This is a genomic window from Pseudomonas vanderleydeniana, assembly GCF_014268755.2.
Taxonomy (GTDB): Bacteria; Pseudomonadota; Gammaproteobacteria; order Pseudomonadales; family Pseudomonadaceae; genus Aquipseudomonas; species Aquipseudomonas vanderleydeniana.
Window position 1 is genome coordinate 5,462,109 of record NZ_CP077093.1, and the last position, 22,774, is coordinate 5,484,882.

Sequence of the window (22,774 nt, forward strand, 5' to 3'; positions counted from 1 at the left end):
ACCCGGAGCCAGCTTGCGTAACACCGATAATTACAACAAGATATCACTCAATATATGTGTGATAAGAATTGAATATGATAGACATCGGCAGACCACTCGATCTCGATACTGTCCAGGCCTTTGTGCTGATCGCCGACTTCGCCAGCTTCACCCGCGCGGCCCAGGCCCTGGACACCTCACAGGCGGCGATCAGCCTGAAACTCAAGCGCCTGGAAGAGCGCCTGGGTTATCGCCTGCTGGAGCGCACGCCACGCCACGTGCAACTGACGCCCCGTGGCGAGCAGTTCATCCAGGCCGCCCGCAGCCTGCTCCTGGCCCATGAGCGGGCCTTGGGAGACATGAGCGTGCCCGAGAGCCGTCGGCTGGTCATCGGTATCAGCGACCATGTCGCCGGCCCGGACCTGCCGCAGTTGCTCAGCCGCCTGGCGCAATATGACCCACTGCTGATCATCGAGGTGCGCATCGGCTCGTCGCGGGACTTGAGTGCAGCCTTCGACCGCGGAGAGCTGGATGCGGCCATCGTCCGCAGCGAAGGCGAGCAACATGGCGGTGAGGTACTGGTGGTGGAACGCTTCGGCTGGTTCGCCGCGCCCACCTGGCAGCACTCCCCGGGCAGCGTCCTGCGCCTGGCGACCATGGCTTCGCCCTGCGGCGTACGGCAGCTGGCGGTGCGGGTACTGGACGAGGCGGCGATCGCATGGACCGAAGTGTTTGTCGGCGGCGGCGTGATGGCCGTGGGCGCGGCGGTCAGTGCCGGCCTCGGCGTAGCCGCCCTGGCCAGGCGGGTGGCACCTGCCGGCGCAGTCGAAGTCGGCGAGCAACTGGGGCTGCCATCACTGCCGATGACGGAAATCATACTGCATGCACGCCCAACGGACGCCCGCTCCCAGGAGACACTGCGCGTATTGAGCGCAGCATTTCGTGGCGTGCAGGAGCGTTGAGCGCAGAGTTGCCACTAAAGAAAACGGCCGGACTCCACATGGAATCCGGCCGTCTCATCGGAGGCCTTGAGTCACCGCACTAGATCAGCAGGAACAACGCCAGCAGGCCACCGAAGATCGCCCACTTTTCCAGGTAGTAACGCGTGCGGTTGGTCTTCTTCAGCGCCTTGCCGCGCTGGCGGATGCCGTACAGCTTGGTGAAGGCCTTGTTGATGCCGCCGGTCTTGTCGCCGTCGCCGTTCGGCGCGGCGGCAGCTGCCATCACGTTGCGGCTGAACCAGCGGTTGAATGCCGCCGCCCAGCGATACTTCATTGGCCGCTCGACATCGCAGAACAGGATGACCCGGTCCTTGTCGGTGGTGTTTTCCGCGTAGTGGATGAAGGTCTCGTCGAACATCACCGGCTCGCCATCGCGCCAGTGGTAGTTCTGGCCGTCGACGTTGATATAGCAGCCCTCATCGTTCGGCGTTTCCAACCCCAGGTGGTAACGCAGGGAACCGGCGTAGGGATCACGGTGACGGACCAGGCGCGAGCCCGGCGGCAGTTCGGCGAACATCGCCGCCTTGACCGTGCCGATGCTGTTGAGCAGTTCGGTGGTACGCGGGCAAAGCTCCAGCGCGGAGGGGTGGTTGTCGCCGTACCACTTCAGGTAGAAGCGTTTCCAGCCGGTCTTGAAGAAGGAGTTGAATCCGACGTCGTCTGGACGCTCGGACTTCTTGATTTCGCCGGCCCGCAGCAGGGCCAGGGCCTCTTCGCGGATTTCCTGCCAGTTGTCCTGCAACGGCTTGAGTTCCGGGAAGTCCTTGACCTCCAGGTACGGACGGCTCGGAATCTTCGAGAACAGGTAGAGGAAGCAGTTGATCGGGGCCAGGAAGCTGGAATGGTCGCTCAGTTGGCGGCCCAGCTTGTGCCGGACTTGGCCGCGCAGGTGTACATACGCGATGGACAGTACGTAAACAGCAATGATGATGAGTTTCACAGGCGTCGTCACAAGAGTCGGGGAGAACGCTGCCCTTCATGCACGCTGGTGGCCCGGGGCAGAAACCGGAATCCAGGTGTCGGAAAAGGGAAGCCAACGCGGTAGGGTAGAACAGCCACTACGCTGGTTTCCAGTCTTTCCTGATCAACCCGGCAAGGAAAACGCCGGTTCATGGACTCCAGTCAATTTTTTGCGGTCAGCTTCGTGCCAGCAAGGCCTCGACTTCCGCAGTCCCCGGCGCCGTCGCCGGCCCCCAGCGGGTGACCGCAATAGCCGCTGCGGCATTGGCCCGTCGGGCCGCCTCGCCAGCCGTCAGGCCATTGGCCAGCGCAGCCAGAAAGACCCCGGCGTGGGCATCGCCGGCACCGTTGCTGTCCACCGCCTGCACCTTGAAGCCCGGGACCTGTTCGAGCTGCCCTGCCCGACTGATCCAGCAGCCCTGCGGGCCATCGCGCACCAGCAGCAGGGCCTGCTCCGGCAGCAGTCGCTGCAGCCCTTGCAGCGCCTTGCCGATCGCCACTGTCCCGGTAAAGCGCTGGGCCTCGACAGCATTGCTGGTCCAGATGTCGATCCGTGGCAGCAGGGCGGCCATTGGCGCGGCAGCCGGGGAGTCGACCAACGGCCCCGGATCGAACACCACGGCCACCTCGCGTGGCAACGCCAGCAGCCAGTCCAGCAGCGGCTGGACCTTGTTCGGCTGCAGCAGGCTGTAGCCACTGACATAGACATAGTCGTCGCCACTGACCTCGACCCGGGCCAGGTCCTCGGCCGACAAGCCGCCCTCAGCCCCGATATGGGAAATGAAGGTACGTTCGGCGCTGGCATCGGTCACGGCCACGCACAGTCCGGTATCACTCCGGACATCGGGTTCGAGCGCCATCCGGATGCCTTCGGCCGTCATCGCCTGGCGCGCCAGGTCGCCGAAGCGGCCCGTGCCATGGCGTCCCAGGTAGGTCACCGGCAAGCCGTTGCGTTGCGCCGCGGCCATGACGTTGAAGCCACCACCGGTCTCGAAGACGGCAGAATGGGCCAATGTGTCGCCACCGCTGCGCGGCAGTTGGTCGACAGCCATGACCAGGTCGACGATGACCTGGCCGGTGTGCAGCAATCGAGTGTTGCGTAAGCCCTCAACCATTGGCATTTTCCACGAAGGCCGCGCGCCGGTCGGCCGCGCCGCCGAGCAGGCCGTAGAGACCGCCTGCGACCAGGAAGGTGACGATCCAGCCGAGGCCGTTGTGGCCCAGCCAGGAATCGGACAGGAAACCACGGAACCAGACGTTTTGCGCCGTGGTGCCGATGGTGGTGAAACTGAAACCGAGCACGATGGCCAGCGCCCAGGCACCGAAGGCACGCCACTCGACACCACCGCGATACCAGTAGGCGCTCCCCGGTCCGACGTTCATCAGGTCCTTGGCGCTGTAGTACTGGCGATGCAGCAGGTCGACCACGAAAATCCCGACCCAGGCGGTGATCGGTACCGCCAGCAACGAGATGAAGGTGATGAACGGACCGTAGAAGCTGTCGGCGATCAGCATGAAGTAGATGGAGCCGGCGAAGATCGCGACGATATCGACGATCACCGCATGCACCCGCTTGACCTTCAGCCCGAGGGTCAGGGTGGTCAGGCCGGCGGAATACACCGACAGGTTGTTCGACAGCAACAGGCCGCCAAAGGCGGTGATCAGGTACGGCACCGCCATCCAGGTCGGCAGCATGTCACGGATCGCGATGATCGGGTCGTTGGCCTGGGCCAGGTCATGATTGCCCACCGAGAGCAGCCCGCCGAGGGTGATCAGCAGCACCAGCGGGATACCCGCGCCGAAAGCAGCTGACGCCACCAGGCGAGTGGCCTTGACGCTCTTGTGCTGGTAGCGCGACATGTCCGCACCGGCATTGGCCCAGCCGATCCCGGTGCCGGCGGCCATGGTGCCGATACCGATGATCATCGCGCTCAGCGGCGCCGGCGTGGCATTGAACACCGCGCTCCAGTCGATGGTGGCGCAGAGGAAGCCGCCGACCAGGATGTTCAAGGCACCGAACACGTAGGTCGCCCACTTCTGGATCACCAGCAGGGTCGCATGACCCAGGCCCGAGACGGACAGGGTCAACAATACGAAAATGGCGATGAACAGCAGTGTCAGCAGCGGTGCGCTCTTGGCCTCGACCGGGGAGTGGAACAGGATCGAGCACAGCGACAGCAGGACGAAGGCCGCCGTGGTGGTGTTGACCGTTTCCCAGCCCAGGCGCGACATCAGCGAAACAAGGGTTGGGCCGATGTTGCCACGCACGCCGAAGATCGCCCGGGACAACGTCAGGCTCGGTGCCCGGCCACGACGGCCGGCGATGGAGATGACCCCGACCACCGCGAAGGAGCCGGCCGCACCGATGATCGCGACGATGATCGCCTGCCAGATCGCCAGGCCGCGGAAGGCCACCAGGGTCGCCCCCAGCGGCAGGCCGAGAATGCTGATGTTGGCGGCGAACCAGACCCAGAACAGTTGCAGGGGATGGCCATTGCACTCGGCTTCGGGAGCCGGCTCGATACCACGGGTTTCCAGTTGCCCGGCCGCTTGTCCGGCGTTTGATGAGGTCATGCTGTTCAGCTCCTGATGCCATTGTTGTGGTTGTGGGCAATGCACAAGGCACGATGCGGCCTGGGCCGCACCAGCCTCGACGGTTTGCAGTCCATTGCAGGTTGTTACGTCAGGCAGTACGCAGGGCGACCAGGCCCTGGACCAGGGGGGCCAGTTCCAGGCCGTTGACTTCGATGATCTGTGCGATGAGCTCGGCCGGCCAGCACTCGAGGCCGTCGCAGGCACCGAGCATGGCGCCGAGGATCCCGGCGATGGTGTCGGTGTCGCCACCGATGCTGGCGGCCAGGCAGACCGCATCGAAAGTGCCCAACTGCCCGCGTGCCACCCGCTGGGCCAGGGCAAAGGCAACCACCACCGACTCCTGGCTGGCGACGGAAGTACCGACCACGTCGTAGAGCAGCTCCGGCAGTTCCGATTCGGCGCAACTGGCAGCCAGTTGTCGCGCCCAGCGCAGGCGCGGGCCGATACGCCCGCCAGCGACCCAATGCCCATGCTGCTCGGCAGCGAACGCCATCTCGGTCCCGGCCTCCAGGGCATGCACCAGGCCCTTGCCATTGATCCCGCTGGAAATCACTGCGGCCACGGCAGCAGCACTGGCGATTCCCAGGGTGGTGTTGTGAGTCACCTGGCAGGCCTGCACCACGGCGTCGATAAAGCGCTGGGGCTGGGCGATATCGGCGGCGATTCCCACTGGGGTGATGCGCATCGCCGCACCGTTGGTGGTGCCGTAGCGCCCGGCCTCTTCAGGGCTGTGGCCAGCGAGGATCATCTCGATCGCCCGCTTGGTCGACGGGCCCAGCAGGTCCTGCGAGCCCTTGGCCTTCATCACCGCTTCCCAGGCGATCAGCCGCTCGGCGAGCACGGCGGGCTTGATGTGGCCCTGGCCGTCGACCAGCAACTGGCCGACCAGGATCGCCTGCTCGGTGTCATCGGTGATCGATCCGGCCGGCATGTTTGGCGCGATCGGCTGGTCGGGCCCTGCGTCCACCAGGCCACGGATGCTGCCGAATCGCGCCTGGATCTGGGCGCGGCTCAGGGACTGGGTCGGCATGCCGAGGGCGTCGCCCAGGGCCAGCCCGTAGAATGCGCCGAGGGCACGGCTGGTCGGGGTCATGTCGGGTTTCCAAACGCCAGGTGCAGGCGGAAATGCTGGGGATCGAGCAGGCTCTGCACCTGCTCCATGAAACGACCCTGGCGGTCATAGGTGGTGCGCAGGGCCTTGAGAAAGACGGTACCGACCGGACGCCCGAGCTGTTCGGCCTCGACCTCGCCGAGGGGTTCAGCGCCGATCCACTGGTCGCCGTGCTGGCCGATGAAGCCATGGGCGGCCAGGGTAATGGTCAGGGAATGGTCGATCAGGCCGGTTTCAGGCAAGCGCTCCAGGCCGCCGCTGGCCGGCAGCAGCGAGTATTCGAGCGATACCACGACGCCTTCGGCGTTGCGCCGGCGCCGGTCGAGCGCAATGAACTGCCCGGTCCCGTAGCGGCTGAGCAGGTCCGGTCGCTGCACGGCTTCGAAACGCAGGATCTCGGTGCTGATCTGCGCACCGGAGTCGGCCAGGGCCTGGGCCCAGCCAGCGCTCTGGTCGAGGGTCATGCCGTCGTAGGTCACGATCGAGCCGACGCCGCTCTGGGTCGCGATGTAGTTGCGCCGCTTGAGCTCGGCCAGGGCCTCGCGCAGGGTGCCACGGCTCACCGAGAACTCTTCGGCCAACTGATGCTCGCCCGGAAGCAGAAAGCCGTCGCCGAGGAGACCGCTTTCGATGCGCCGGATCAGCTCATCGACCACCCGTTTTTTCTTGTCAAATCGAACATGTCTAATCATGTACAATTTGATAACCGAAACAGGCCTGTGACTGCAAGGGGTTTGTGTTTCAGGAAGATGAATGGTGGGGCCTGTAGCGCAGCCTCAGGGTTCCAGGCCGATCGGGAAGAACTCGCCAGCGCTCCACACGCCCAGCCAGGATTGGCCATCGATCTGCCGCGTCACCGCCAGGTCGACCAGCTGGTAGAACACGTTGCGGTGGATCAGCGCCTCGAGGTTGCTGCGCACGTGGATATAGGGCGCCGGCTCTTCGCTCAGGGGATCGATCGACACCCGGATCGGGTGCTCGCCGCCAGCCGTCACCTGCTCTTCGACCTGGGTGGTGAAGCGCAGTTGTTGCGCCTCGCCCTGCCCTTCGACTGCGAGGGTCACGGCGACGAAGGGCGCATCGTCGACCTTGATGCCGACCTTTTCCACCGGAGTGACCAGGAAATAGTCGTCACCATCCCGACGCAGGATGGTCGAGAACAGCTTGACCATGGGTTTGCGCCCGATGGGCGTGCCCAGGTAGTACCAGGTGCCGTCACGGGCGATTCGCATGTCGATATCGCCGCAGAAGTCCGGGTTCCACAGGTGAACCGGCGGCAGCCCCTTTTCCGTCCCGGGGATCTGCGCCAACAGGTCGTTGGCCTTGCCTGATTCACTCATGTCCACTCCCGAATGACTTACTGATCGCTCAAGCCCAGCAGGCTACGGGCATATTGTGCCAGCGGCTTGGCGATCAGGTCTTGCGGTTTGTTGTCATGGAACGTCAGTAAACCGCCACGACTCTTGATCCGCGCGGTGTCGATCAGGTATTGGGTGCTGGTCTCGATCAGCATGATCTGCAGCACACTGGTGTCGACGCCCAGCCGGTCGACGGCTTCCTGGTCGGCCCACTCGTCGTAGTTGCCGATGCGGTCGTCGGCCTTGGCGAAACGGGTGTACAGCAGATAGTGGGCACCGGCGGAGCGGGCTTCGGCCATGGCCTGGTCGAGGCCAACCGGCCCACGGGCACGACGCACCATCGGGAAGTATTCGACGAAGCCGTTGAAGGCTTCTTCCGCCACCACGTTGGGCCGCGGGTAGGCTCCACCGGGTGGAGCAAACGGCCCCTGGGCGATGTAGATGAAGGAATCCGGCTGGATGCGGAACGAGTGGGTACGGCGCGTATCGCTATGATCGAGCAACCCCGCGTCGCTCATCTGATAACGCGCCCCTTCTTCCAGGTCGCTGACTTTCATGCAGCCGCCCAGCGCCAACAGCGCCAGCAGCATAACCAGGCTACGCATCCTAATCCTCCAGAGGCCGGTGACGGAAAACCGGCGAATAGCCGCAAGATGCAGCTTCCGCGCCAGATCGCTTGAGAGTGGAGGCTCCTGGAGGGCGAACGGGGGTCACACCAATGCCCAGGCGATCACCCGCCGATGATCTTCATCACCGTGGCGCCGCCGGAGAAGGCCACCGGCTGCTTGTCGCCCAACGCCTTGACCAGCAGGCGCTGCAACGCTGGCAGGGCCTCGTGGCGCGGCTTGTCCAGCAGGTCGCCGACATAATGCCGGTTGCTCGATGACAGGCAGCCATGCAGCCAGCCCGTGGAAGACAGTCGTAGCCGCGAGCAGGTCCGACAGAACGGCACGCTTTCGTTGGCGATCACCCCGAAGTAGCCACGCCCGGGGATCTCGTAGCGCACGGCCGTGGCGTCGACTGGCGCATTGGCCTGCAGGTAGGCATAACGTTCACCGATCAGTTCCAGCAACTGCTGGAGGCTGACGAATTGCTGGAGAAAGGCATTGCTGTCGCTGGCCAGGTGGCCCATGCGCATCAGCTCAATGAAACGCAGCTCGTAGCCGCGCTCCAGGCAATAGTCGAGCAGCGGCATCACCTGGTCCAGGTTCTGTCCACGCAGCGGCACCATGTTGACCTTGATCTTCAAGCCAGCCGCCCGCGCCCGCTCCATGCCGTCGAGCACGCTGGCCAGGTCGCCGCCCCGGGCGATACCGCGAAAGGCGTCCGGATCGAGGGTGTCGAGGGATACGTTGATTCGCCGGATCCCGGCCTCCAGCAGCAGCGGCAGCTTGCGTGCCAGCAACTGACCATTGGTCGTCAGGCTGATGTCATCCAGACCCAGTTTGCCAACTGCGCCCATGAAGGCTTCCAGCTTGGGGCTGACCAGCGGTTCACCGCCGGTGATGCGCAGCCGCTCGATGCCCGCCGCCTCGATCAGGTAGGCGACCCCGCGCGCCATGGCCTCGGCCGACAACTCGTCCTGGGCCGCCACCAGCCGCTTGCCGTTGGGCACGCAGTAGGTGCAGGCATAGTTGCAGGCGGACGTCAGGCTGATTCGCAGATTGCGAAAGCGCCTGCCTTGACGGTCAACGATCATGGGATACTCCGACGCAGAACTTGGAAACTCGAACCTGTAGGAGCCGGCTGACGGGCGATAGCGGACTGCCAGTAACCAATATACCGGCTGGAACACCACGATCGCCAGCAAGCTGGCTCCTACAGGAGCAGTGCGATACCAAAACGCCGCACCCACCAAAAGCTGACTCCAAAATCAGGTTTTGGCAAGTCCTTTCTCGCAAGTCCCTTGCTGTGACAAGTATAGAACTCAGGCCGGCGGATGATCGGTGTCGCGCTTGCGCTTGTTGCCCATGCGCACGCCGATATCCATCAGGAACTGGAAGAAGCCTTCCTGGTCTTCCAGCACATTGCTCCAGAACGGCGAGTGGTACAGCGCGACTGCGCCGTGTACCAGCGCCCAGGCGGCACAGTAGTGGAAATAGGGCGGCACGTCTTCCAGCTTGCCTTCGCTGATACGACCCTTGATCAGCAGGGTCAGGCGTTCGAAGTTGGAGGCGCGGATCTTGTGCAGCTCCTCGACCATCTCCGGGACCTGGTGCCCCTTGACCACCTTCTCTTCCAGGCGGTCGAACAGCCGGTAGCGCTGAGGGTCGCGCATGCGGAATTCGAAGTAGGCGCGAGACAGTGCTTCCTTGTCCTTGTCGACGTCGGCCGAGTGCAGCAGCTCGTTCAAGTCGCGCTCGTAGTCGAGCATCAGGCGCAGGTAGATCTCCGCCTTGGACTTGAAGTGCTTGTAAATGGTGCCTTTGCCGATACCGACGGCATCCGCGATCATCTCGACGGTGACACTGTCTTCACCCTGTTCGAGGAACAGCTTTAGCGCGGTATCGAGAATTTCCTGCTCACGGCGGCGAAACTCACGGACCTTACGGGGTTCTTTGTGCATAAGAAAAGGTCTGTAGGGGCAAAATCGAAGCGAAGTATTATGCCTGAGCCGCGCCAAATTGCACGAATCATCAGTGGCTTTTCGTTTTCACTATCGACGAATCAGTCTTCGCCGGTCAAAAAATCTTCGTTCGGGTCACGCTGCGTCGCTCTACGACAAGGGCCGCACCCGGGTGGACGAGTGAGAACTCAAGGGAAGCGGGTGTATTCCAAATCTGTTTAAAAAATGAGCAGACCCGACTGGACGTGACGCAATACTGGCCAATACTTCAAATGTCGGCGGGCATATCCCCCAAGTGCCACGTCGATAAAGGTGCCAAGGGACCGCGCGCCTTTGTTTTACTCCTAATGGTCTTAACCCGGATTCACCCCCCAGAACCCGGGTTTTTTTTGCCTGCGATTCAAGGTCCCTTTTCGCGGATGGGCTGGGGATATCAGCTCCTGCTGCGGTGTAGCTGTTCGCGGATGAACCGGGGCGCCGGTTCATCCGCGAAAGAGCCTGCTCAGGCCACATGCGCCATTGGAAACAACCGCTTGAAGTTCTCGGTGGTCTGCTCGGCAAACTGCTCGTAAGGCACACCCCGTAGCATCGCCAGGTACTCCGCCACTTCCCGCACATACTGCGGCAGGTTCGGCTTGCCCCGATGGGGAATCGGCGCCAGGTACGGCGAATCGGTCTCGACCAGCAGGCGGTCGGCCGGCACTTGGCGGGCCACATCGCGCAGGGCGTCGGCATTGCGGAAGGTGACGATGCCCGACAATGAGATATAGAAGCCCAGATCCAGCGCCGCCCTGGCCATGTCCCAGTCTTCCGTGAAGCAATGCAGCACACCGGCCTGGGGCAATTGAGCTTCGCGCAGCAGTTGCAGGGTATCGGCCCGGGCGCCGCGGGTATGCACGATCACCGGTTTGCCGGTCTTCTGCGCCGCCTCCAGGTGCAGGCGGAAGGACGCCTGCTGCACCTCGGCCGCTTCCGGTTCGTAGTGATAGTCCAGGCCGGTTTCACCGATCGCCACCACCCGCGGATGATCGAGTTCGCGCAACAGCCAGTCGAGCGCCGGCGTCGCATCGGGCTTGACGTCCAGAGGGTGGACGCCGACCGAACAGTCGACATCGGCATAACGCTCGGCCAGCGCCTTCACTTCGGCCGCATTGTCGGCGCTGACGCCGATGCACAGGAAGTGGCCGACACCGCGCTGGCGCGCAGCCTCCAGGGCCGCATCGAGGGAACCGTCGTGCGCGGTGAGGTCGAGGCGGTCGAGATGGCAATGGGAATCTACAAGCATAGGAAAAGTGACAACTACATCGTATGAGTGGGACGGTCGGACTTCAGGGCACCGGCCAGATGGGTTTCGATCTTGCTGCGGGCGGTATTGTCGCCATCATTGAACTGCACGCCGATACCGGCCGCGCGATTGCCCTGGGCCCCCTTGGGGGTGATCCAGGTGACCTTGCCGGCGACCGGAATCTTCTCCGGTTCGTCCATGAGGTTGAGCAGCATGAACACCTCGTCGCCCAACTTGTAGCTCTTGTTGGTGGGGATGAACAGGCCGCCATTCTTGATAAAGGGCATATAGGCCGCGTACAGCACCGACTTGTCCTTGATGGTCAGTGACAGGATGCCGTTGCGCGGGCCAGGACCAATAGGTTCGTTCATGCGGACTCCCTGAATGCGGATAACCCGATTCTAGGCCTTTGGCCTCAGTTTTGGGTAGGCAAAGCTGCCCACTGCACCAGCAGGGCCTCGAGCAGCAGCACCCGGTTGAGGTTGGCCTTGCTCAACACCTTCTGGCGTTGGGCAAGAATCCAGTCCTGGATATTCAGTACCTTCTCCCGGGACGCCTTCTGCGCCAGGTACTGCACCACCTTGCGCATATCCGCCAGGCCGAGGCCGTCCTCGTCCTGGGTCAGCTGATAACGCAGGATCAGGTTCGACCAGTCACAGAACCAGTCGAACAGCAGCAACAGCGAGATGGCGTTCCAACCTTCGGCCAGTTGGGTCGCCGACATCTGTTGCTTGAGCAGTTTCTTCACCCCGTCAACCACCTGGGCCCTTTGCTCGCGCACGCCCTGGCTCTGCAGGTTGGCCGCCATCAGCGGCGAACCTGCCGCCAGGGTCAGCAGTTCCACCCGTTCCTCTTCGCTGCAGTCAGGCAAGGCAGCGGTCAGCCACTGCAGGCTCATCGCCTCGCTCGGCAACGGACAGGCCTGCTGCACGCAGCGGCTGCGCACGGTCGGCAGCAGGCGGCTGGACTGGTGGCTGACCAGCAGCAGCACGGTGTCGCCGGACGGCTCCTCCAGGCTCTTGAGCAGGGCGTTGGCAGCGTTGATGTTCATCGACTCCACCGGCTCGATCAGCACCACCTTGCGCCCGCCCAACTGCGCAGTCTGGGCGACGAAGCCGACCAGGTCGCGTACCTGGTCGACCTTGATCGCCTTGTCGGCTTCCTCGGGTTCCAGGATGTAGTTGTCCGGGTGACTGCCAGCCGCCAGCAGCAGGCATGACTTGCACTGCCCGCACGCCTCCAGGCCTGCCGGGCTCTTGCACAGCAGCAGTGCCATCAGCCGCTCGGCCAGCGCCCGCTTGCCGATCCCCGCCGGGCCATGCAGCAGGTAGGCATGGGCATGCTGGGTACGACCGGCCAGTTGCTGCCAGAGGCTGCCCTGCCAGGGATAGGCTTCAGCCATGCTGCAACCCCGTCGCGAGCGCACGACAGCACGCGCCAGCCTGTTGTTTTATCTTGATAAAAAATCTAAACACAGCAGTATGGGTATCCTTTCGACAACCGGTAAACAGGGAGGCCTCTTGCATCGGCCACTCTGGCAAGGCTCCAGGAGCACAGTTTGAGAACCATCATCGGGCTAGCCGCACTCGCCAGGTCCGGCAAAGACACGGTAGCGTCAATGCTGCTCGCACAAGCGGAGATCGCCGCATTCGCCCTGGCCGATCCACTCAAGGTCGGCTGCCAGGCCCTGTTCGGCCTGAGCGATGAACAAACCTGGGACGATACATTAAAAGAGCAGAAGATTGATCTGTGGAACCGTTCCCCGCGCGAGTTCTTCCAGCAAGTCGGCACGGAATGGATGCGCAATCATAACCCAGACCACTGGTTGCAGCGGGCGGATCGCGAGATCAATCCGCCGCAGGACGACAGTGCCTGGTCGGGCACGCCGGACCTGGCGGCCGCCGACGCGCCCTTTCGCCTGGCGGCCCAGGCGTTCTTCGACTTTTCGGATGCGCAGATCTGGGACACGGGACATTACTCGCAGGTCGATCCGAGCTGGAACATTTCCCCACGGGAGGCCGTGGCCCTGATCGAACGGCACGCCCTGGCCTTCGACCCCGACTACGCGGCAAAACGCGCCCGGCTGCCGCTGATGCCGCTCAAGCGCCGTCCGCCGCTGCCGGCCAGCGCCTCGACGATCATCATCAAGGACATCCGCTTCGAGAACGAAGCCAGGTACCTGCGCGAGCACCATGGCGTGATCTGGCACATCACCCGCCCCAATCTGCAACGGGTCAATGCGCACTCCTCGGAACTGGGCGTCGCACGTCAGCCCGAGGATGTATTGATCGTCAATGACGGCAGCCTGGAGCATTTGCAGACAGCAGTGATGCAGGCATGGCAGCAGCACAGAACCATCACCCGGGCAACCCCCTGAAACCTGGCCGCCTTCACGCCCCCTGCAGGAGCCTGGCTTGCCAGCGAAATGGCGCTCAAGCCCTCCTCCGCACTCGCTGTCGGGCTGGCGCGTGCAGCCACCCGCCCGACGGCGCGATGTCAGTGCAGCGGTTCGAACCGCTCGCCGACGAACACCCGGCCAGGATTACCGCGCTCCACCTGATGGTGCAGCAGGCGCCGCGCCGCACGTGCGCCGGCCGCATCGCACTCCGCCAACGCCTCCAGCTTCAGCGCGATAAGGCCCAGCGCCAACCGCTTGTTCGCGTGCTGGCTACGCTCCGACTGCACCTTGACGCTGATGCCGCTGGCCAGGTGGGTAGCCCGCACCGCCGATTCGGTGCGGTTGACGTGCTGGCCACCAGGTCCTGACGCGCGCAGGGTCTCGAAGCGGATTTCCCCCGCCAGGCCAGCGGCCGGCTCCGGGCAACGCGCTACGCCGATGAACCAGTTCTTGCGCTGGTGGCGCGGCCGGTAGGGACTGGTCGCCTGCCACTGCAGCGTGCCGATCCATTGCGCCGCCAGCACTTCGGCAGTCGCTCCCTCCAGACTCAGCAGCGCCGAGCGCAGTGTGCCCGGCCGCGGACCGTCCTCCTGCTCCAGCAGCGTCATCCGTACAGTTTGCGCCTCGGCCTCCACCTGCAAGCGCTTCAGCGCCTTGGCCACGGCCAGGCAGCATTCCTCCGGCCCCTGGGCGGCGGAAAATTGCAGCAGAACCATCAGCAGCACTCCCCGCGGGTTTTATAGGTCAGCACCGGCGCCAACCGCGCCAATGGCCGCACCAGGCCAGCCCGGACCAGGGTATCGACGATGCTGTCCACCGGTTTGTAGGCCTCCGGCGCCTCCTCGTAGATCAGCTGCCGATCCTCGCAGATCACATGGCCGCCCAGGCGGGTGCGCCCCAGTTGTGCCGGACTGAAGCGCCGCGACAACCGATCCTTGCACTCACTGCGCATCCACTTGCGCCCGGCGCCATGCGCCAGCGACAACAGGCTCAGCTCGCTGGGCAGAGGCTCCACCAGATAGGTGAAATCCCCGCGCGAACCGGGAATCGCCACCAGTCCGGCATCCGCCGGTGTCGCGCCCTTGCGGTGCAACCAGCCGTCGACGCCGCGGATGCGGGCCGGCGATACCAGGTTGTGGTTGACGTCCAGCAGCAGCTCGCCCTCGGCACGCAGCCGCTCCAGCATGCGCTGCGCAATCAACAGCCGGTTGGCCTCGGCAAAGCGCAGGCCCTCGTTGTGACGGGCCAGGTAGGCGGCGCAATCCGCGCTGCCCTCCAACAAGCCGGCGTGGCCGTGCTGGTCTACCTGCTCGCGCAGAATGGCCTGGCCCAGGCCACGCGAACCACTGTGCACCAACAGCAGCAGCCGCTTGGAATCCAACGCCAGTTCGGCGCTGCGTTCGACGTCGTAGATCTGGTCCACGCGTTGCAGCTCGGCGAAATGATTGCCGCCGCCGATAGTGCCCAGCGCGCCTTCGAAGCCGCTCGCCGGCAGCGCCAGCGCCGCCACCCGCTCTTGCCAGTCTTCGTCCAGCGGGCGATCCAGGTTGCCCAGCCGCTTGTCCAGTTTGTCTGCGCTCAGTTTGCCCACGGCGAGGTCCGTGCGCCACAGCGCCATGCCGCAGCCGATGTCGCCGCCGATCAAGGCCGGGTACAAGCGCCCCACGGAAAAGAAGGCCGCGCCCACGGGATAGCCGCGACCGGGGTGCAGGTCCGGCATACCGGCCACGCGGGCCATGCCCGGCAGCGCAGCGGTGGTGTGAAGTTGCTGGATCGCGGAGCCCTCGATCCAGGTGTCGTCCGAGGCCAGCAAAGTGACGGTCTCGGACAGGGTTTGCATGCAATTGCCCATGAATAATCCCATCCATCCGGCAAGACGCGACGGCCCGGCGCGACGGATGCGCAGGCACGATACGGTCCCGAACCGGACGGTTCAGTAAAACGAAATCAGGAAATGTTGGCTAGGACAGAGCCGGGGCCGAAGGCCATTCGACGTGCGCGGCAGCAGTGCCGGGCACGGGGGAATTCAAGCTTGGGCGCGCTCTGCCAGGGAAAATGCGATGTTTTGCATGATGGTCTCCTTGGCTGCGTGATGGAAGAAAGGCCAGCATGCTAGCGCAGATGCGGCAGTGATACAACAGGCTGCCGGGCGCAGACATGCACAAGCCTACTGATCCGGTACATACCTGAGTATCTTGCAAACTATCAGAAACCAACTTTTTACTTGCCAGCCATTTCGTCAACAATTGGAACCATCGTTCCGCTTAACTGGTTCGTCCCGCTATGCAAAGACTCCCTCGAAAGCCGCAGTTTTCTTGACCTGCATTAGAAATGCCCGGACAATTCAGCACTGTTTCAACTATTTACTCAGGATGAGTAAGCAACTTCATGGAAGACCTGGTTAGAAAGCTGGATCTGGTTTCATTGCGCCTGTTTGCCGCCGTATGCCAGGAAGGCAGTATTTCCCGTGCTGCAGAACGTGAGTTCATTACGGCATCAGCTGTAAGTCGCCGAATCTCGGAAATCGAAGCGCTGGTCGGACTGCCACTGATCCATCGTCATGCGCGTGGCATCAACGTGACACCCGCTGGAAATGCCGTCTGGCAAAGTGCTCTGAGCGTTGCCGACAGCATCCAGGAACTGGGGGCCGAGCTCCTGCAATTCAGGTCCGGAAGCAAGGGCACCGTCCGCGTCGTCGCCAACCCCTCCACCGTCATGCAGTTCCTGACCCAGGACATTGCCGCTTTCGCCCGACTGTTCCCGGACATCGACGTCGAACTTGAGGAACAGCCCAGTCCGCAAGCCGTGCGGACCATTGCCGGACATGGTGCGGACTTCGCCATCTGCAACGAGATCTGCGGCCTTGATGATTTTGACGCGGTGCCCTATCGGCAGGACCAACTTTGCGTCCTGCTGCCAAAACGGCACCGACTTGCTGTCGCCGACTCATTGCAACTGGCAGAGTTAACCGCAGAGAAAGTGATCGGCCTGAAGCTCGACACCTCGTTGATGCAACTGCTCAAGCGCGAATACGCGACATTGGGGGCCCTGTTCATCACCAGCAGCCGGGCCGCCAGCCTCGAGGCAATGTGCCGCATGGTGCACGCCGGATTGGGCATCGCCATCGTGCCCAAGCTCGTTGGTGAAATGTATGTCGACATGCTGGACGTCGCGCTACGCCCCCTGCTTGCGCCCTGGGCAATCCGCCAATCCTTTCTGATCTGCAATGGCCGTCATGGCTTGAGCGCCACGGCCAATGCGCTGGCCAGCTTCCTGACCGAAGGCAAGCATTTCTTCCGCTCGAACATTCATTGAACCAGGGCGACGCGTAAACATCGCCCCCGTTCGGCAGGATGATCGATATCAGCCCGAGACGACCTTGGCCTCGACTGAAAGGATCGACCTGATTGCCTCGCAAAACGCCAGCACTTCCTCCGGCCGAGACAGCGGGCTGAACGATACCCTCAGTGTGGAACCCATTTCGGCGGGGGTGAGTTTCATGGCGCTCAGGACCCGGGAAGGTACGGGTGAAACACTGCTGCAAGCCGAGCCCTTCGACACACAGATATTGCGTTGTGCAAGAAGCTTCATGGCCTTGCTAGCATCCAGCCCGGCAAAGCGCAGGGAAAACACATAGCCGGAGGTATCACCGTCCTGCGTATTGAGCGAAAAGGCAACGTGCAGGCGTGCAAGCGTCTCTAGCAGCAGAGTGCCCAATTGCCGCACATGACTCTGGAACCCATCGGCATTCCTTTCATGATGCCGCAGCGCCCGATACAACGACTCGATCCCGTAGAGGTTCTCCGTGCCCGGACGGATACCGGATTCCTGCTCTCCGCCAAGCTGGAGCGGAAACAGCCTGAGGCGATGACTCAGGAAGAAGAAACCGATCCCCTTGGCGGCTCCCAACTTGTGTCCCGAACCAATAATGGCATCCACACACGCCAGGTCAGGCGCCGCCACCTTGGTCAACATCTGCACACCATCGCAAATGACCGGAATCTGCGCGTCGAGCATCTTCACCCGCCGGGCGATCTCATCCACCGGCTGACACGCTCCAGTTTCATTGTTGACCCCCATGACCAGCACCATGGCAGTACGCTCACTGAGGGCGTCATACAGATAGGAAGTTTCGATAATGCCGCAGCGATCGACCGGCACCACGTCGATGCCGAAGCCAAGCTGTTGCATATGCTTGACCGTATTGAATATCGCCGGGTGCTCGATTGCGCTGACAATGATCTGGTTGCGCGGCGATTGCGTCGCCTTCAAGAACTGGCAGTGGCCCTGGATGATGAGGTTGGCCGCCTCCGTGGCGCCAGAACAGAAGTAGTACTCACCGGGCCGACCACCGAACAGCGCGCTCAACTGGTCTCGGGTCCTATCCAATATCGCCTTGGCCGCATGCCCTGCCGGATGATCGCTGGACGGATTACCCGGCGCGACCTGAAAATTGACGGCATCGCCGAATGGCAGTGCGGAAGCGGCATTGTCGAGATAGATCATCGAGGCAGTCATTCAAACGAGCTCCATGTTGTTGCCCTGCAGCACATCCTGCACTTGCGCAATGAAGGCCCCGCTGTCGAGACTTCTGCTGCCCACCACATCCTTGCCAATGAAGGAGTACTCAATCTGTTCATCCTGATTGACGATGATCTGGGCGCAGTTCCTAGAAAACTTTTCGATCAGTACATTGGCGGCGACAATGCCACGAGCGACCTTTTCACCGATGAACTCATCGTCACCCCTGGCATAGACGGCAATGTGATCGGTGGCATTGTCGAACTGGCACAACAGCCCACCGTAAGTTGCTGGACACAGCACTCGCCCCCCGGTTTCGTAGAGATTGATCACCGGATTCTTCTTCAACCGCACCAGCGGACAATGCTCCAGATCACGCTGATTGATCGAGCCATAATCTTTCCACCAGGTCCCGCCGAAATAACTGTCTTCAACCCGAGTATCATAAAGATAGGGTGTGGTCAGCGAAAACAGCCCCTGATTTTCCGTAGACAGGAAAAGCGCATTGGTCTGCTGGAATGTTTCGTGAAGATAGTCCGGATTGACCGCCTTGAGCTGCTCAATGCCTGAACGCGTACGTCGCAGGACTTTCTTGAACAGGTCATTGCCCCGGGACTGGAGGATAACCTTCACCCGCTCGAGCGGTACGCCATGCTTTTCGAGAATCCCTCTATAGGCCACAGGGATATAATCGGCTTTTTGCTCGCCTTGCAGATCCTGAGCAATTTTCCGACGCTCGTCATTGCCGCCCTTGATACCCAACAGGTCAGACAGACAGAGGTTGAGCAAAATTTTTCGGTCCGTGTGTTGTAACGCTGCAAACAGTTCGACACCCAACTTGAAGGTCAGCAGTTCGCTCGCACTGGGCGCTCCCTGTACCCCGAAGCGATATCCCTGGTCAGAGGAAAAGATCGTGGTATGCCCACAGTCGATGACAATGTTCTCCCGGAATTCCTTTTGTAAGGTGATTGCTTGAACGATCGACTTGATATCCATATACCGCACTCATCAGTCCAGATTGAATAGTTTTCTTCTTATATAGGCCCTGTAGAGGCCATAGGGCCTGCCAACAACACCTGCAATGACACAGAATATCAACGCAGCCTTCAACGCCTGCACCAGCGAGGCACCGCTGATACTCATGTTGATCATATAAAGGGGAAGTTCGAAGGAGAGATAGGCCAAGGTATCGACGATATAAGGCTTTAGTCCGGTATCGCTGGCCGACAGTTTCATTCTCCGAAACACGAAATCGCGCCAGATCCCGAACGGACGAGCGGTCCCGGTGATAATGAATAAGCCGATGAACCGTGCCATCAGGTGAGTCGTAAAACTCATCTGGGCAAAGCCGAGTTCAATAGGGATAGAAATGAAATAACAGAACGTATTGAGCGCGAATGTATCAGCCCAGAAATTCTTCAAGCGCTGACTACCGGACGCAACTTCCAGATTATTATTTAGCGACGACATGAGGGAGCGAAAACTCTTACCAGGTTGATTGCAACATTATTTGCAATAATCCCGGGATGATACGAGATTTCCGGGAGTGCCCCTATCTCGTTTGCAGACGACAGCTGTTCCGGTTCGAGATGGCTCTCCACCCAGGCTGACTACGCACCTGCACGACCCTGCGATCCCTACCAGGTTACTGGAGCGCTCTATCTGTCATGGCAGGATTCAACGAAACCCTGCCGACCAGCCACCACGGACCTGACAGAGCCGGAAATAGGTTCCCCATGGCCGGTCACTGAGCGTCTTTCGTCTCAGGCTCGGAGACAGGCGGCACTTGTGCCGGCTCGCCGGGTTCCTGGGCTGGCACGACAGGCTTGGCCTCGGCGCCCGGCGCAGGACTCGCCGCGCCCCCCGGAGCCTGAGCGGGCGCCGGGCTCGAGCGATAGTCTGCCCGTCGCTTGAGCTGGAATTCACGCACCGCATTGTTGTGCGAGTCCAGGTCATCGGAGAAGACATGGCTGCCATCGCCACGGGCGACGAAGTACAGGCTCTTGCCCTCCACCGGATTCAGCGCGGCATGGATCGCCTCACGACCGACCATCGCAATCGGGGTCGGCGGCAGGCCGACGTTGAGGTAGGTGTTGTAGGGGTTGGCTTCGCGCAGGTGGGCCCGGGTCAACTTGCCGGTGTAGCGCTCGCCCAGGCCATAGATCACCGTCGGGTCGGTCTGCAGCAACATGCCGAGCTGCATGCGGCGCACGAACACACCAGCGATCTGCCCGCGCTCCTGGGGTACGCCGGTTTCCTTCTCCACCAGCGAGGCCATGATCAGCGCCTGGTAGGGTTCGGTATACGGCGCGTCGGCCGAACGCTTCTCCCACTCCTGGGCCAGGACGTTCTGCAGGCGGTCGTAGGCTTTTTCCAGCAGTTCGGCATCGGTCATCCCACGCACGAATCGATAGGTATCCGGGAAGAAACGCCCTTCCGGAAATACATCCTTGTGGCCGAGCCTGGTCATGACTTCGCTATCACTGAGGCCGGCCAGGGTCTGCTGGAGTTTTTCCTGCTTGGCGAGCGCATTGCGCACTTGGTGGAAGTTCCAGCCCTCGACCAGGGTCAGGCTGTACTGCACCACTTCACCCCGCTGCCAGAGACCGAACAACGTACGCACGGTCATGCCCGGCGTGAGGCGATATTCGCCGCTGTGCAACTGCACCCCGGACAGGTTGAAGCGCCAGTACAACCGCAGCCAGAAGGCATCATGCAGGGTGCCCTCGGCCTCCATGCGGTTGAAGGTACCGGTAGGTGTCGCACCGGCCGGCACGTCGAGCAATTGCTCCTGCGTCACATCGAGGGTCTGCTCCAGCGCAGAATGGATCTTCCAGGCCGAAACGCCCAGCAGCAATCCCGCCAGCACCAGACCAGTCTGCAGCAGCAACAAGAATTTACGTATCAATTCAAACTTCCAATAACGCGCGGGCAATGCCTTGCAGTTTACGGGTGAGCGGCCCCACCGACCAGCTCAGATCGGCAAATGCACGAACTGGCCAGACACCATAAACGCTGTTACAGAGAAAGACTTCGTCAGCCTGCTGGAATTGCTCCAGGCTGATGTCAGAGATATCCACAGGCACGCCCAAGGCGCGCGCCTGGTCCAGCAACTCGGCGCGCATCACCCCGGCCACGCCGCAACGGCTCAGGTCCGCGGTACGCAACACGCCCTCACTGACGAGAAACAGGTTACTGAATACACCCTCGATGACTCGCCCGGCGGCGTCGAGCATCAACCCTTCGGCATGCTCGCCATCGTGCCACTCATTGCGGGCGATGACCTGCTCCAGCCGGTTGAGGTGCTTGAGACCGGCCAGCAGTGGCTGTTCGGATAAACGGGTGGTGCAAGGAAAAAGGCGGATACCCAGGTTCTGCAGGGCCGGTGGATAACTCGGCAAGGGACTGCCTTGCAGGATACGCCGCGGCTGCGCATCAGCCGCCGCCGCGTAGCCACGCAGGCTGTCGCCACGAGTGAGGATCAGCTTGAGCACGCCCTCGCCCATCGCGGCGCTATAGACCAGCAACTCGCTGCGAATCAACGGCTGATTCGCAGCGAGGCCCAGCCGGCGACAGCCTTCGGCCAGGCGCTGCAGGTGCCGCTCGAGCAACACCGGGCGCCCGCCCTTGACGGCGATGGTCTCGAACAAACCGTCGCCATAGGCCAGGCCACGGTCCTTGAGCGGCAGGGAATCAGCCGGCTGACCGTCGACCCAGCTCTGCATCACTCGGCGAACCGGCGGAACACCAGCGAACCGTTGGTGCCACCAAACCCGAAGGAGTTGGAGAGCACCACGTCGATCGGCATGTGCCGCGCTTCGTGTGGCACGAAGTCGAGATCGCAGCCTTCGTCCGGCTCGTCGAGGTTGATGGTCGGCGGCGCCACCTGGTCAGTGATCGCCAGGACACTGAAGATCGCCTCGATCGCGCCGGCGGCACCCAACAGGTGACCGGTCATCGACTTGGTCGAGCTGACCGCCAGCTTGTGGGCGTGCTCGCCGAAAACGGTCTTGATCGCCTCGACTTCGGCAATGTCGCCAGCCGGGGTCGAAGTACCGTGGGCGTTGATGTACTGCACCTGGTCGGGAGTGATCCCGGCATCGCGCAGGGCATTGGCGATGCAGCGCGCCGCACCGGCACCGTCGGCGGGTGGCGAGGTCATGTGGTAGGCGTCGCCGCTCATGCCGAAGCCGATCAGCTCGGCGTAGATGGTGGCACCACGCGCCTTGGCGTGTTCCAGCTCCTCGAGCACCAGGGCGCCGGCACCGTCGGACAGCACGAAGCCGTCGCGGCCCTTGTCCCACGGACGGCTGGCACGCGTTGGCTCATCGTTGCGGGTCGACAGTGCGCGCGAGGCGCCAAAGCCGCCCATGCCCAGGCCGCAGGCGGCCATTTCCGCACCGCCGGCGATCATCACGTCGGCTTCGCCGTAGGCGATGTTGCGCGCGGCCATGCCGATACAATGGGTACCGGTGGTGCACGCCGTGGAGATGGCGTAGTTCGGTCCCTGTGCCCCCAGGTGGATGGACAGGAAGCCGGAAATCATGTTGATGATCGAGCCAGGCACGAAGAACGGCGAAATGCGCCGGGGCCCGGAATCATGCAGGGTGCGGCTGGTTTCCTCGATATTGGTCAGACCGCCAATACCCGAACCCATGGCCACGCCGATACGTTCACGGTTGGCGTCGGTGACTTCCAGGCCCGCGTCGCGGATTGCCTGAAAACCGGCTGCCAGGCCGTATTGAATGAACAAGTCGAGCTTGCGGGCTTCCTTGGCCGACAAGTATTCCTCGACATTGAAGCCTTTTACCGAGCCACCAAAACGGGTGGTATAGGCAGAAAGGTCTGTGTGTTCGATCAGACCAATGCCACTGCGGCCAGCCAGAATGCCCTGCCAGGTACTCGGAACATCCGTACCCAATGGCGACAACATCCCCATACCGGTGACTACGACGCGTCTACGCGACACAGCACTCTCCTCTTTCCTGTTGACCAGTTTG

23 protein-coding genes are annotated in these 22,774 nt (G+C 62.3%); 3 read left to right on the top strand and 20 right to left on the bottom strand.

What is annotated here, in order from left to right; translation table 11 throughout:
• Positions 1-74: 74 nt before the first annotated feature.
• Entirely contained in the window at positions 75-941 is an 867-nt protein-coding gene (locus tag HU752_RS24395) for a LysR family transcriptional regulator (RefSeq protein ID WP_186681482.1), read from the top strand.
• Between the two features lie 79 nt (positions 942-1,020).
• On the opposite strand, the gene lpxO is transcribed toward HU752_RS24395, so the two are convergent.
• The 12 genes from lpxO to HU752_RS24455 all read right to left on the bottom strand — a co-directional run bounded on the left by lpxO (position 1,021) and on the right by HU752_RS24455 (position 12,257).
• Positions 1,021-1,920 carry a lipid A hydroxylase LpxO gene (lpxO, locus tag HU752_RS24400; protein WP_186681484.1) on the bottom strand — a complete coding sequence of 300 codons (900 nt, stop codon included), beginning with the start codon at positions 1,918-1,920 and terminating at the stop codon, positions 1,021-1,023.
• Positions 1,921-2,116: 196 nt separating this feature from the next.
• Positions 2,117-3,055, bottom strand: a complete 939-nt coding sequence (locus tag HU752_RS24405) for a PfkB family carbohydrate kinase (protein ID WP_186681486.1) — start codon at positions 3,053-3,055, stop codon at positions 2,117-2,119.
• The gene (locus HU752_RS24410; protein WP_186681488.1) at positions 3,048-4,514 is read right to left on the bottom strand and encodes a purine-cytosine permease family protein; all 1,467 of its coding nucleotides are present in this window, start codon (positions 4,512-4,514) and stop codon (positions 3,048-3,050) included. Before HU752_RS24410 ends, HU752_RS24405 begins: the two co-directional genes overlap by 8 nt.
• 109 nt (positions 4,515-4,623) lie before the next feature.
• Positions 4,624-5,628, bottom strand: a complete 1,005-nt coding sequence (locus tag HU752_RS24415; protein ID WP_186681491.1) for an ADP-ribosylglycohydrolase family protein — start codon at positions 5,626-5,628, stop codon at positions 4,624-4,626.
• Entirely contained in the window at positions 5,625-6,338 is a 714-nt protein-coding gene (locus HU752_RS24420; RefSeq protein ID WP_186681493.1) for a GntR family transcriptional regulator, read from the bottom strand. Before HU752_RS24420 ends, HU752_RS24415 begins: the two co-directional genes overlap by 4 nt.
• An 84-nt stretch (positions 6,339-6,422) precedes the next feature.
• Positions 6,423-6,986 carry a DUF1285 domain-containing protein gene (locus tag HU752_RS24425; RefSeq protein WP_186681495.1) on the bottom strand — a complete coding sequence of 188 codons (564 nt, stop codon included), beginning with the start codon at positions 6,984-6,986 and terminating at the stop codon, positions 6,423-6,425.
• Positions 6,987-7,003: 17 nt separating this feature from the next.
• Positions 7,004-7,609, bottom strand: a complete 606-nt coding sequence (locus tag HU752_RS24430) for a DUF4823 domain-containing protein (RefSeq protein WP_186681497.1) — start codon at positions 7,607-7,609, stop codon at positions 7,004-7,006.
• 125 nt (positions 7,610-7,734) lie between these two features.
• The gene (locus HU752_RS24435) at positions 7,735-8,703 is read right to left on the bottom strand and encodes a GTP 3',8-cyclase MoaA (RefSeq protein WP_186681498.1); all 969 of its coding nucleotides are present in this window, start codon (positions 8,701-8,703) and stop codon (positions 7,735-7,737) included.
• A gap of 228 nt (positions 8,704-8,931) precedes the next feature.
• Positions 8,932-9,570 carry a TetR/AcrR family transcriptional regulator gene (locus HU752_RS24440; protein WP_186681500.1) on the bottom strand — a complete coding sequence of 213 codons (639 nt, stop codon included), beginning with the start codon at positions 9,568-9,570 and terminating at the stop codon, positions 8,932-8,934.
• Positions 9,571-10,072: 502 nt separating this feature from the next.
• Complete coding sequence (locus HU752_RS24445; protein WP_186681501.1) at positions 10,073-10,855, bottom strand: TatD family hydrolase; 783 nt, start codon at positions 10,853-10,855, stop codon at positions 10,073-10,075.
• Between the two features lie 14 nt (positions 10,856-10,869).
• Positions 10,870-11,226 (bottom strand): PilZ domain-containing protein, encoded by a 357-nt coding sequence (locus HU752_RS24450; RefSeq protein ID WP_017905754.1) that lies wholly within the window; start codon positions 11,224-11,226, stop codon positions 10,870-10,872.
• A gap of 44 nt (positions 11,227-11,270) precedes the next feature.
• Positions 11,271-12,257, bottom strand: coding sequence for a DNA polymerase III subunit delta' (locus tag HU752_RS24455; protein WP_186681503.1), 987 nt, complete (start codon positions 12,255-12,257; stop codon positions 11,271-11,273).
• A gap of 216 nt (positions 12,258-12,473) precedes the next feature.
• Here HU752_RS24455 and HU752_RS24460 point away from each other — a divergent pair, with 216 nt between their 5' ends.
• Positions 12,474-13,232, top strand: coding sequence for a deoxynucleotide monophosphate kinase family protein (locus HU752_RS24460; protein WP_186681504.1), 759 nt, complete (start codon positions 12,474-12,476; stop codon positions 13,230-13,232).
• Between the two features lie 119 nt (positions 13,233-13,351).
• Here the strand turns inward: HU752_RS24460 and prfH are convergent, their stop codons facing one another.
• The gene (gene prfH / locus HU752_RS24465; RefSeq protein ID WP_186681506.1) at positions 13,352-13,969 is read right to left on the bottom strand and encodes a peptide chain release factor H; all 618 of its coding nucleotides are present in this window, start codon (positions 13,967-13,969) and stop codon (positions 13,352-13,354) included.
• Positions 13,969-15,105, bottom strand: a complete 1,137-nt coding sequence (locus HU752_RS24470) for an RNA ligase RtcB family protein (RefSeq protein WP_186681508.1) — start codon at positions 15,103-15,105, stop codon at positions 13,969-13,971. The genes prfH and HU752_RS24470 overlap by 1 nt, the downstream gene beginning before the upstream one ends.
• A gap of 536 nt (positions 15,106-15,641) precedes the next feature.
• Between HU752_RS24470 and HU752_RS24475 the strand changes: the two genes are divergently transcribed.
• On the top strand, positions 15,642-16,568 hold the full coding sequence (locus HU752_RS24475) for a LysR family transcriptional regulator (RefSeq protein WP_186681510.1): 927 nt from the start codon (positions 15,642-15,644) through the stop codon (positions 16,566-16,568).
• A 48-nt stretch (positions 16,569-16,616) separates the two neighbouring features.
• Here the strand turns inward: HU752_RS24475 and HU752_RS24480 are convergent, their stop codons facing one another.
• The 6 genes from HU752_RS24480 to fabF all read right to left on the bottom strand — a co-directional run bounded on the left by HU752_RS24480 (position 16,617) and on the right by fabF (position 22,743).
• Entirely contained in the window at positions 16,617-17,771 is a 1,155-nt protein-coding gene (locus tag HU752_RS24480) for a cysteine desulfurase family protein (RefSeq protein WP_186681512.1), read from the bottom strand.
• The gene (locus tag HU752_RS24485) at positions 17,772-18,770 is read right to left on the bottom strand and encodes a hypothetical protein (protein WP_186681514.1); all 999 of its coding nucleotides are present in this window, start codon (positions 18,768-18,770) and stop codon (positions 17,772-17,774) included.
• A 12-nt stretch (positions 18,771-18,782) separates the two neighbouring features.
• Entirely contained in the window at positions 18,783-19,196 is a 414-nt protein-coding gene (gene alaE, locus HU752_RS24490; protein ID WP_186681516.1) for an L-alanine exporter AlaE, read from the bottom strand.
• Between the two features lie 322 nt (positions 19,197-19,518).
• Positions 19,519-20,682, bottom strand: a complete 1,164-nt coding sequence (gene mltG / locus HU752_RS24495; RefSeq protein WP_186681518.1) for an endolytic transglycosylase MltG — start codon at positions 20,680-20,682, stop codon at positions 19,519-19,521.
• 1 nt (position 20,683) lies between these two features.
• Positions 20,684-21,499 carry an aminodeoxychorismate lyase gene (gene pabC, locus HU752_RS24500; protein ID WP_186681520.1) on the bottom strand — a complete coding sequence of 272 codons (816 nt, stop codon included), beginning with the start codon at positions 21,497-21,499 and terminating at the stop codon, positions 20,684-20,686.
• Positions 21,499-22,743, bottom strand: coding sequence for a beta-ketoacyl-ACP synthase II (gene fabF / locus HU752_RS24505; RefSeq protein WP_026145451.1), 1,245 nt, complete (start codon positions 22,741-22,743; stop codon positions 21,499-21,501). Before fabF ends, pabC begins: the two co-directional genes overlap by 1 nt.
• Between the last annotated feature and the right edge of the window lie 31 nt (positions 22,744-22,774).

What these genes read in the sequence shown, in the direction of transcription:
- HU752_RS24435 (WP_186681498.1), bottom strand. Translation starts at nt 8,703, where the DNA reads ATGATCGTTGACCGTCAAGGCAGGCGCTTTCGCAATCTGCGAATCAGC.
- HU752_RS24475 (WP_186681510.1), top strand. Translation starts at nt 15,642, where the DNA reads ATGGAAGACCTGGTTAGAAAGCTGGATCTGGTTTCATTGCGCCTGTTT.
- prfH (WP_186681506.1), bottom strand. Translation starts at nt 13,969, where the DNA reads ATGGTTCTGCTGCAATTTTCCGCCGCCCAGGGGCCGGAGGAATGCTGC.
- HU752_RS24450 (WP_017905754.1), bottom strand. Translation starts at nt 11,226, where the DNA reads ATGAACGAACCTATTGGTCCTGGCCCGCGCAACGGCATCCTGTCACTG.
- HU752_RS24445 (WP_186681501.1), bottom strand. Translation starts at nt 10,855, where the DNA reads ATGCTTGTAGATTCCCATTGCCATCTCGACCGCCTCGACCTCACCGCG.
- HU752_RS24410 (WP_186681488.1), bottom strand. Translation starts at nt 4,514, where the DNA reads ATGACCTCATCAAACGCCGGACAAGCGGCCGGGCAACTGGAAACCCGT.
- HU752_RS24470 (WP_186681508.1), bottom strand. Translation starts at nt 15,105, where the DNA reads ATGGGCAATTGCATGCAAACCCTGTCCGAGACCGTCACTTTGCTGGCC.
- pabC (WP_186681520.1), bottom strand. Translation starts at nt 21,499, where the DNA reads ATGCAGAGCTGGGTCGACGGTCAGCCGGCTGATTCCCTGCCGCTCAAG.
- HU752_RS24480 (WP_186681512.1), bottom strand. Translation starts at nt 17,771, where the DNA reads ATGACTGCCTCGATGATCTATCTCGACAATGCCGCTTCCGCACTGCCA.
- HU752_RS24420 (WP_186681493.1), bottom strand. Translation starts at nt 6,338, where the DNA reads ATGATTAGACATGTTCGATTTGACAAGAAAAAACGGGTGGTCGATGAG.
- HU752_RS24415 (WP_186681491.1), bottom strand. Translation starts at nt 5,628, where the DNA reads ATGACCCCGACCAGCCGTGCCCTCGGCGCATTCTACGGGCTGGCCCTG.
- HU752_RS24455 (WP_186681503.1), bottom strand. Translation starts at nt 12,257, where the DNA reads ATGGCTGAAGCCTATCCCTGGCAGGGCAGCCTCTGGCAGCAACTGGCC.
- HU752_RS24395 (WP_186681482.1), top strand. Translation starts at nt 75, where the DNA reads ATGATAGACATCGGCAGACCACTCGATCTCGATACTGTCCAGGCCTTT.
- HU752_RS24425 (WP_186681495.1), bottom strand. Translation starts at nt 6,986, where the DNA reads ATGAGTGAATCAGGCAAGGCCAACGACCTGTTGGCGCAGATCCCCGGG.
- HU752_RS24485 (WP_186681514.1), bottom strand. Translation starts at nt 18,770, where the DNA reads ATGGATATCAAGTCGATCGTTCAAGCAATCACCTTACAAAAGGAATTC.
- HU752_RS24460 (WP_186681504.1), top strand. Translation starts at nt 12,474, where the DNA reads ATGCTGCTCGCACAAGCGGAGATCGCCGCATTCGCCCTGGCCGATCCA.
- HU752_RS24430 (WP_186681497.1), bottom strand. Translation starts at nt 7,609, where the DNA reads ATGCGTAGCCTGGTTATGCTGCTGGCGCTGTTGGCGCTGGGCGGCTGC.
- HU752_RS24405 (WP_186681486.1), bottom strand. Translation starts at nt 3,055, where the DNA reads ATGGTTGAGGGCTTACGCAACACTCGATTGCTGCACACCGGCCAGGTC.
- HU752_RS24440 (WP_186681500.1), bottom strand. Translation starts at nt 9,570, where the DNA reads ATGCACAAAGAACCCCGTAAGGTCCGTGAGTTTCGCCGCCGTGAGCAG.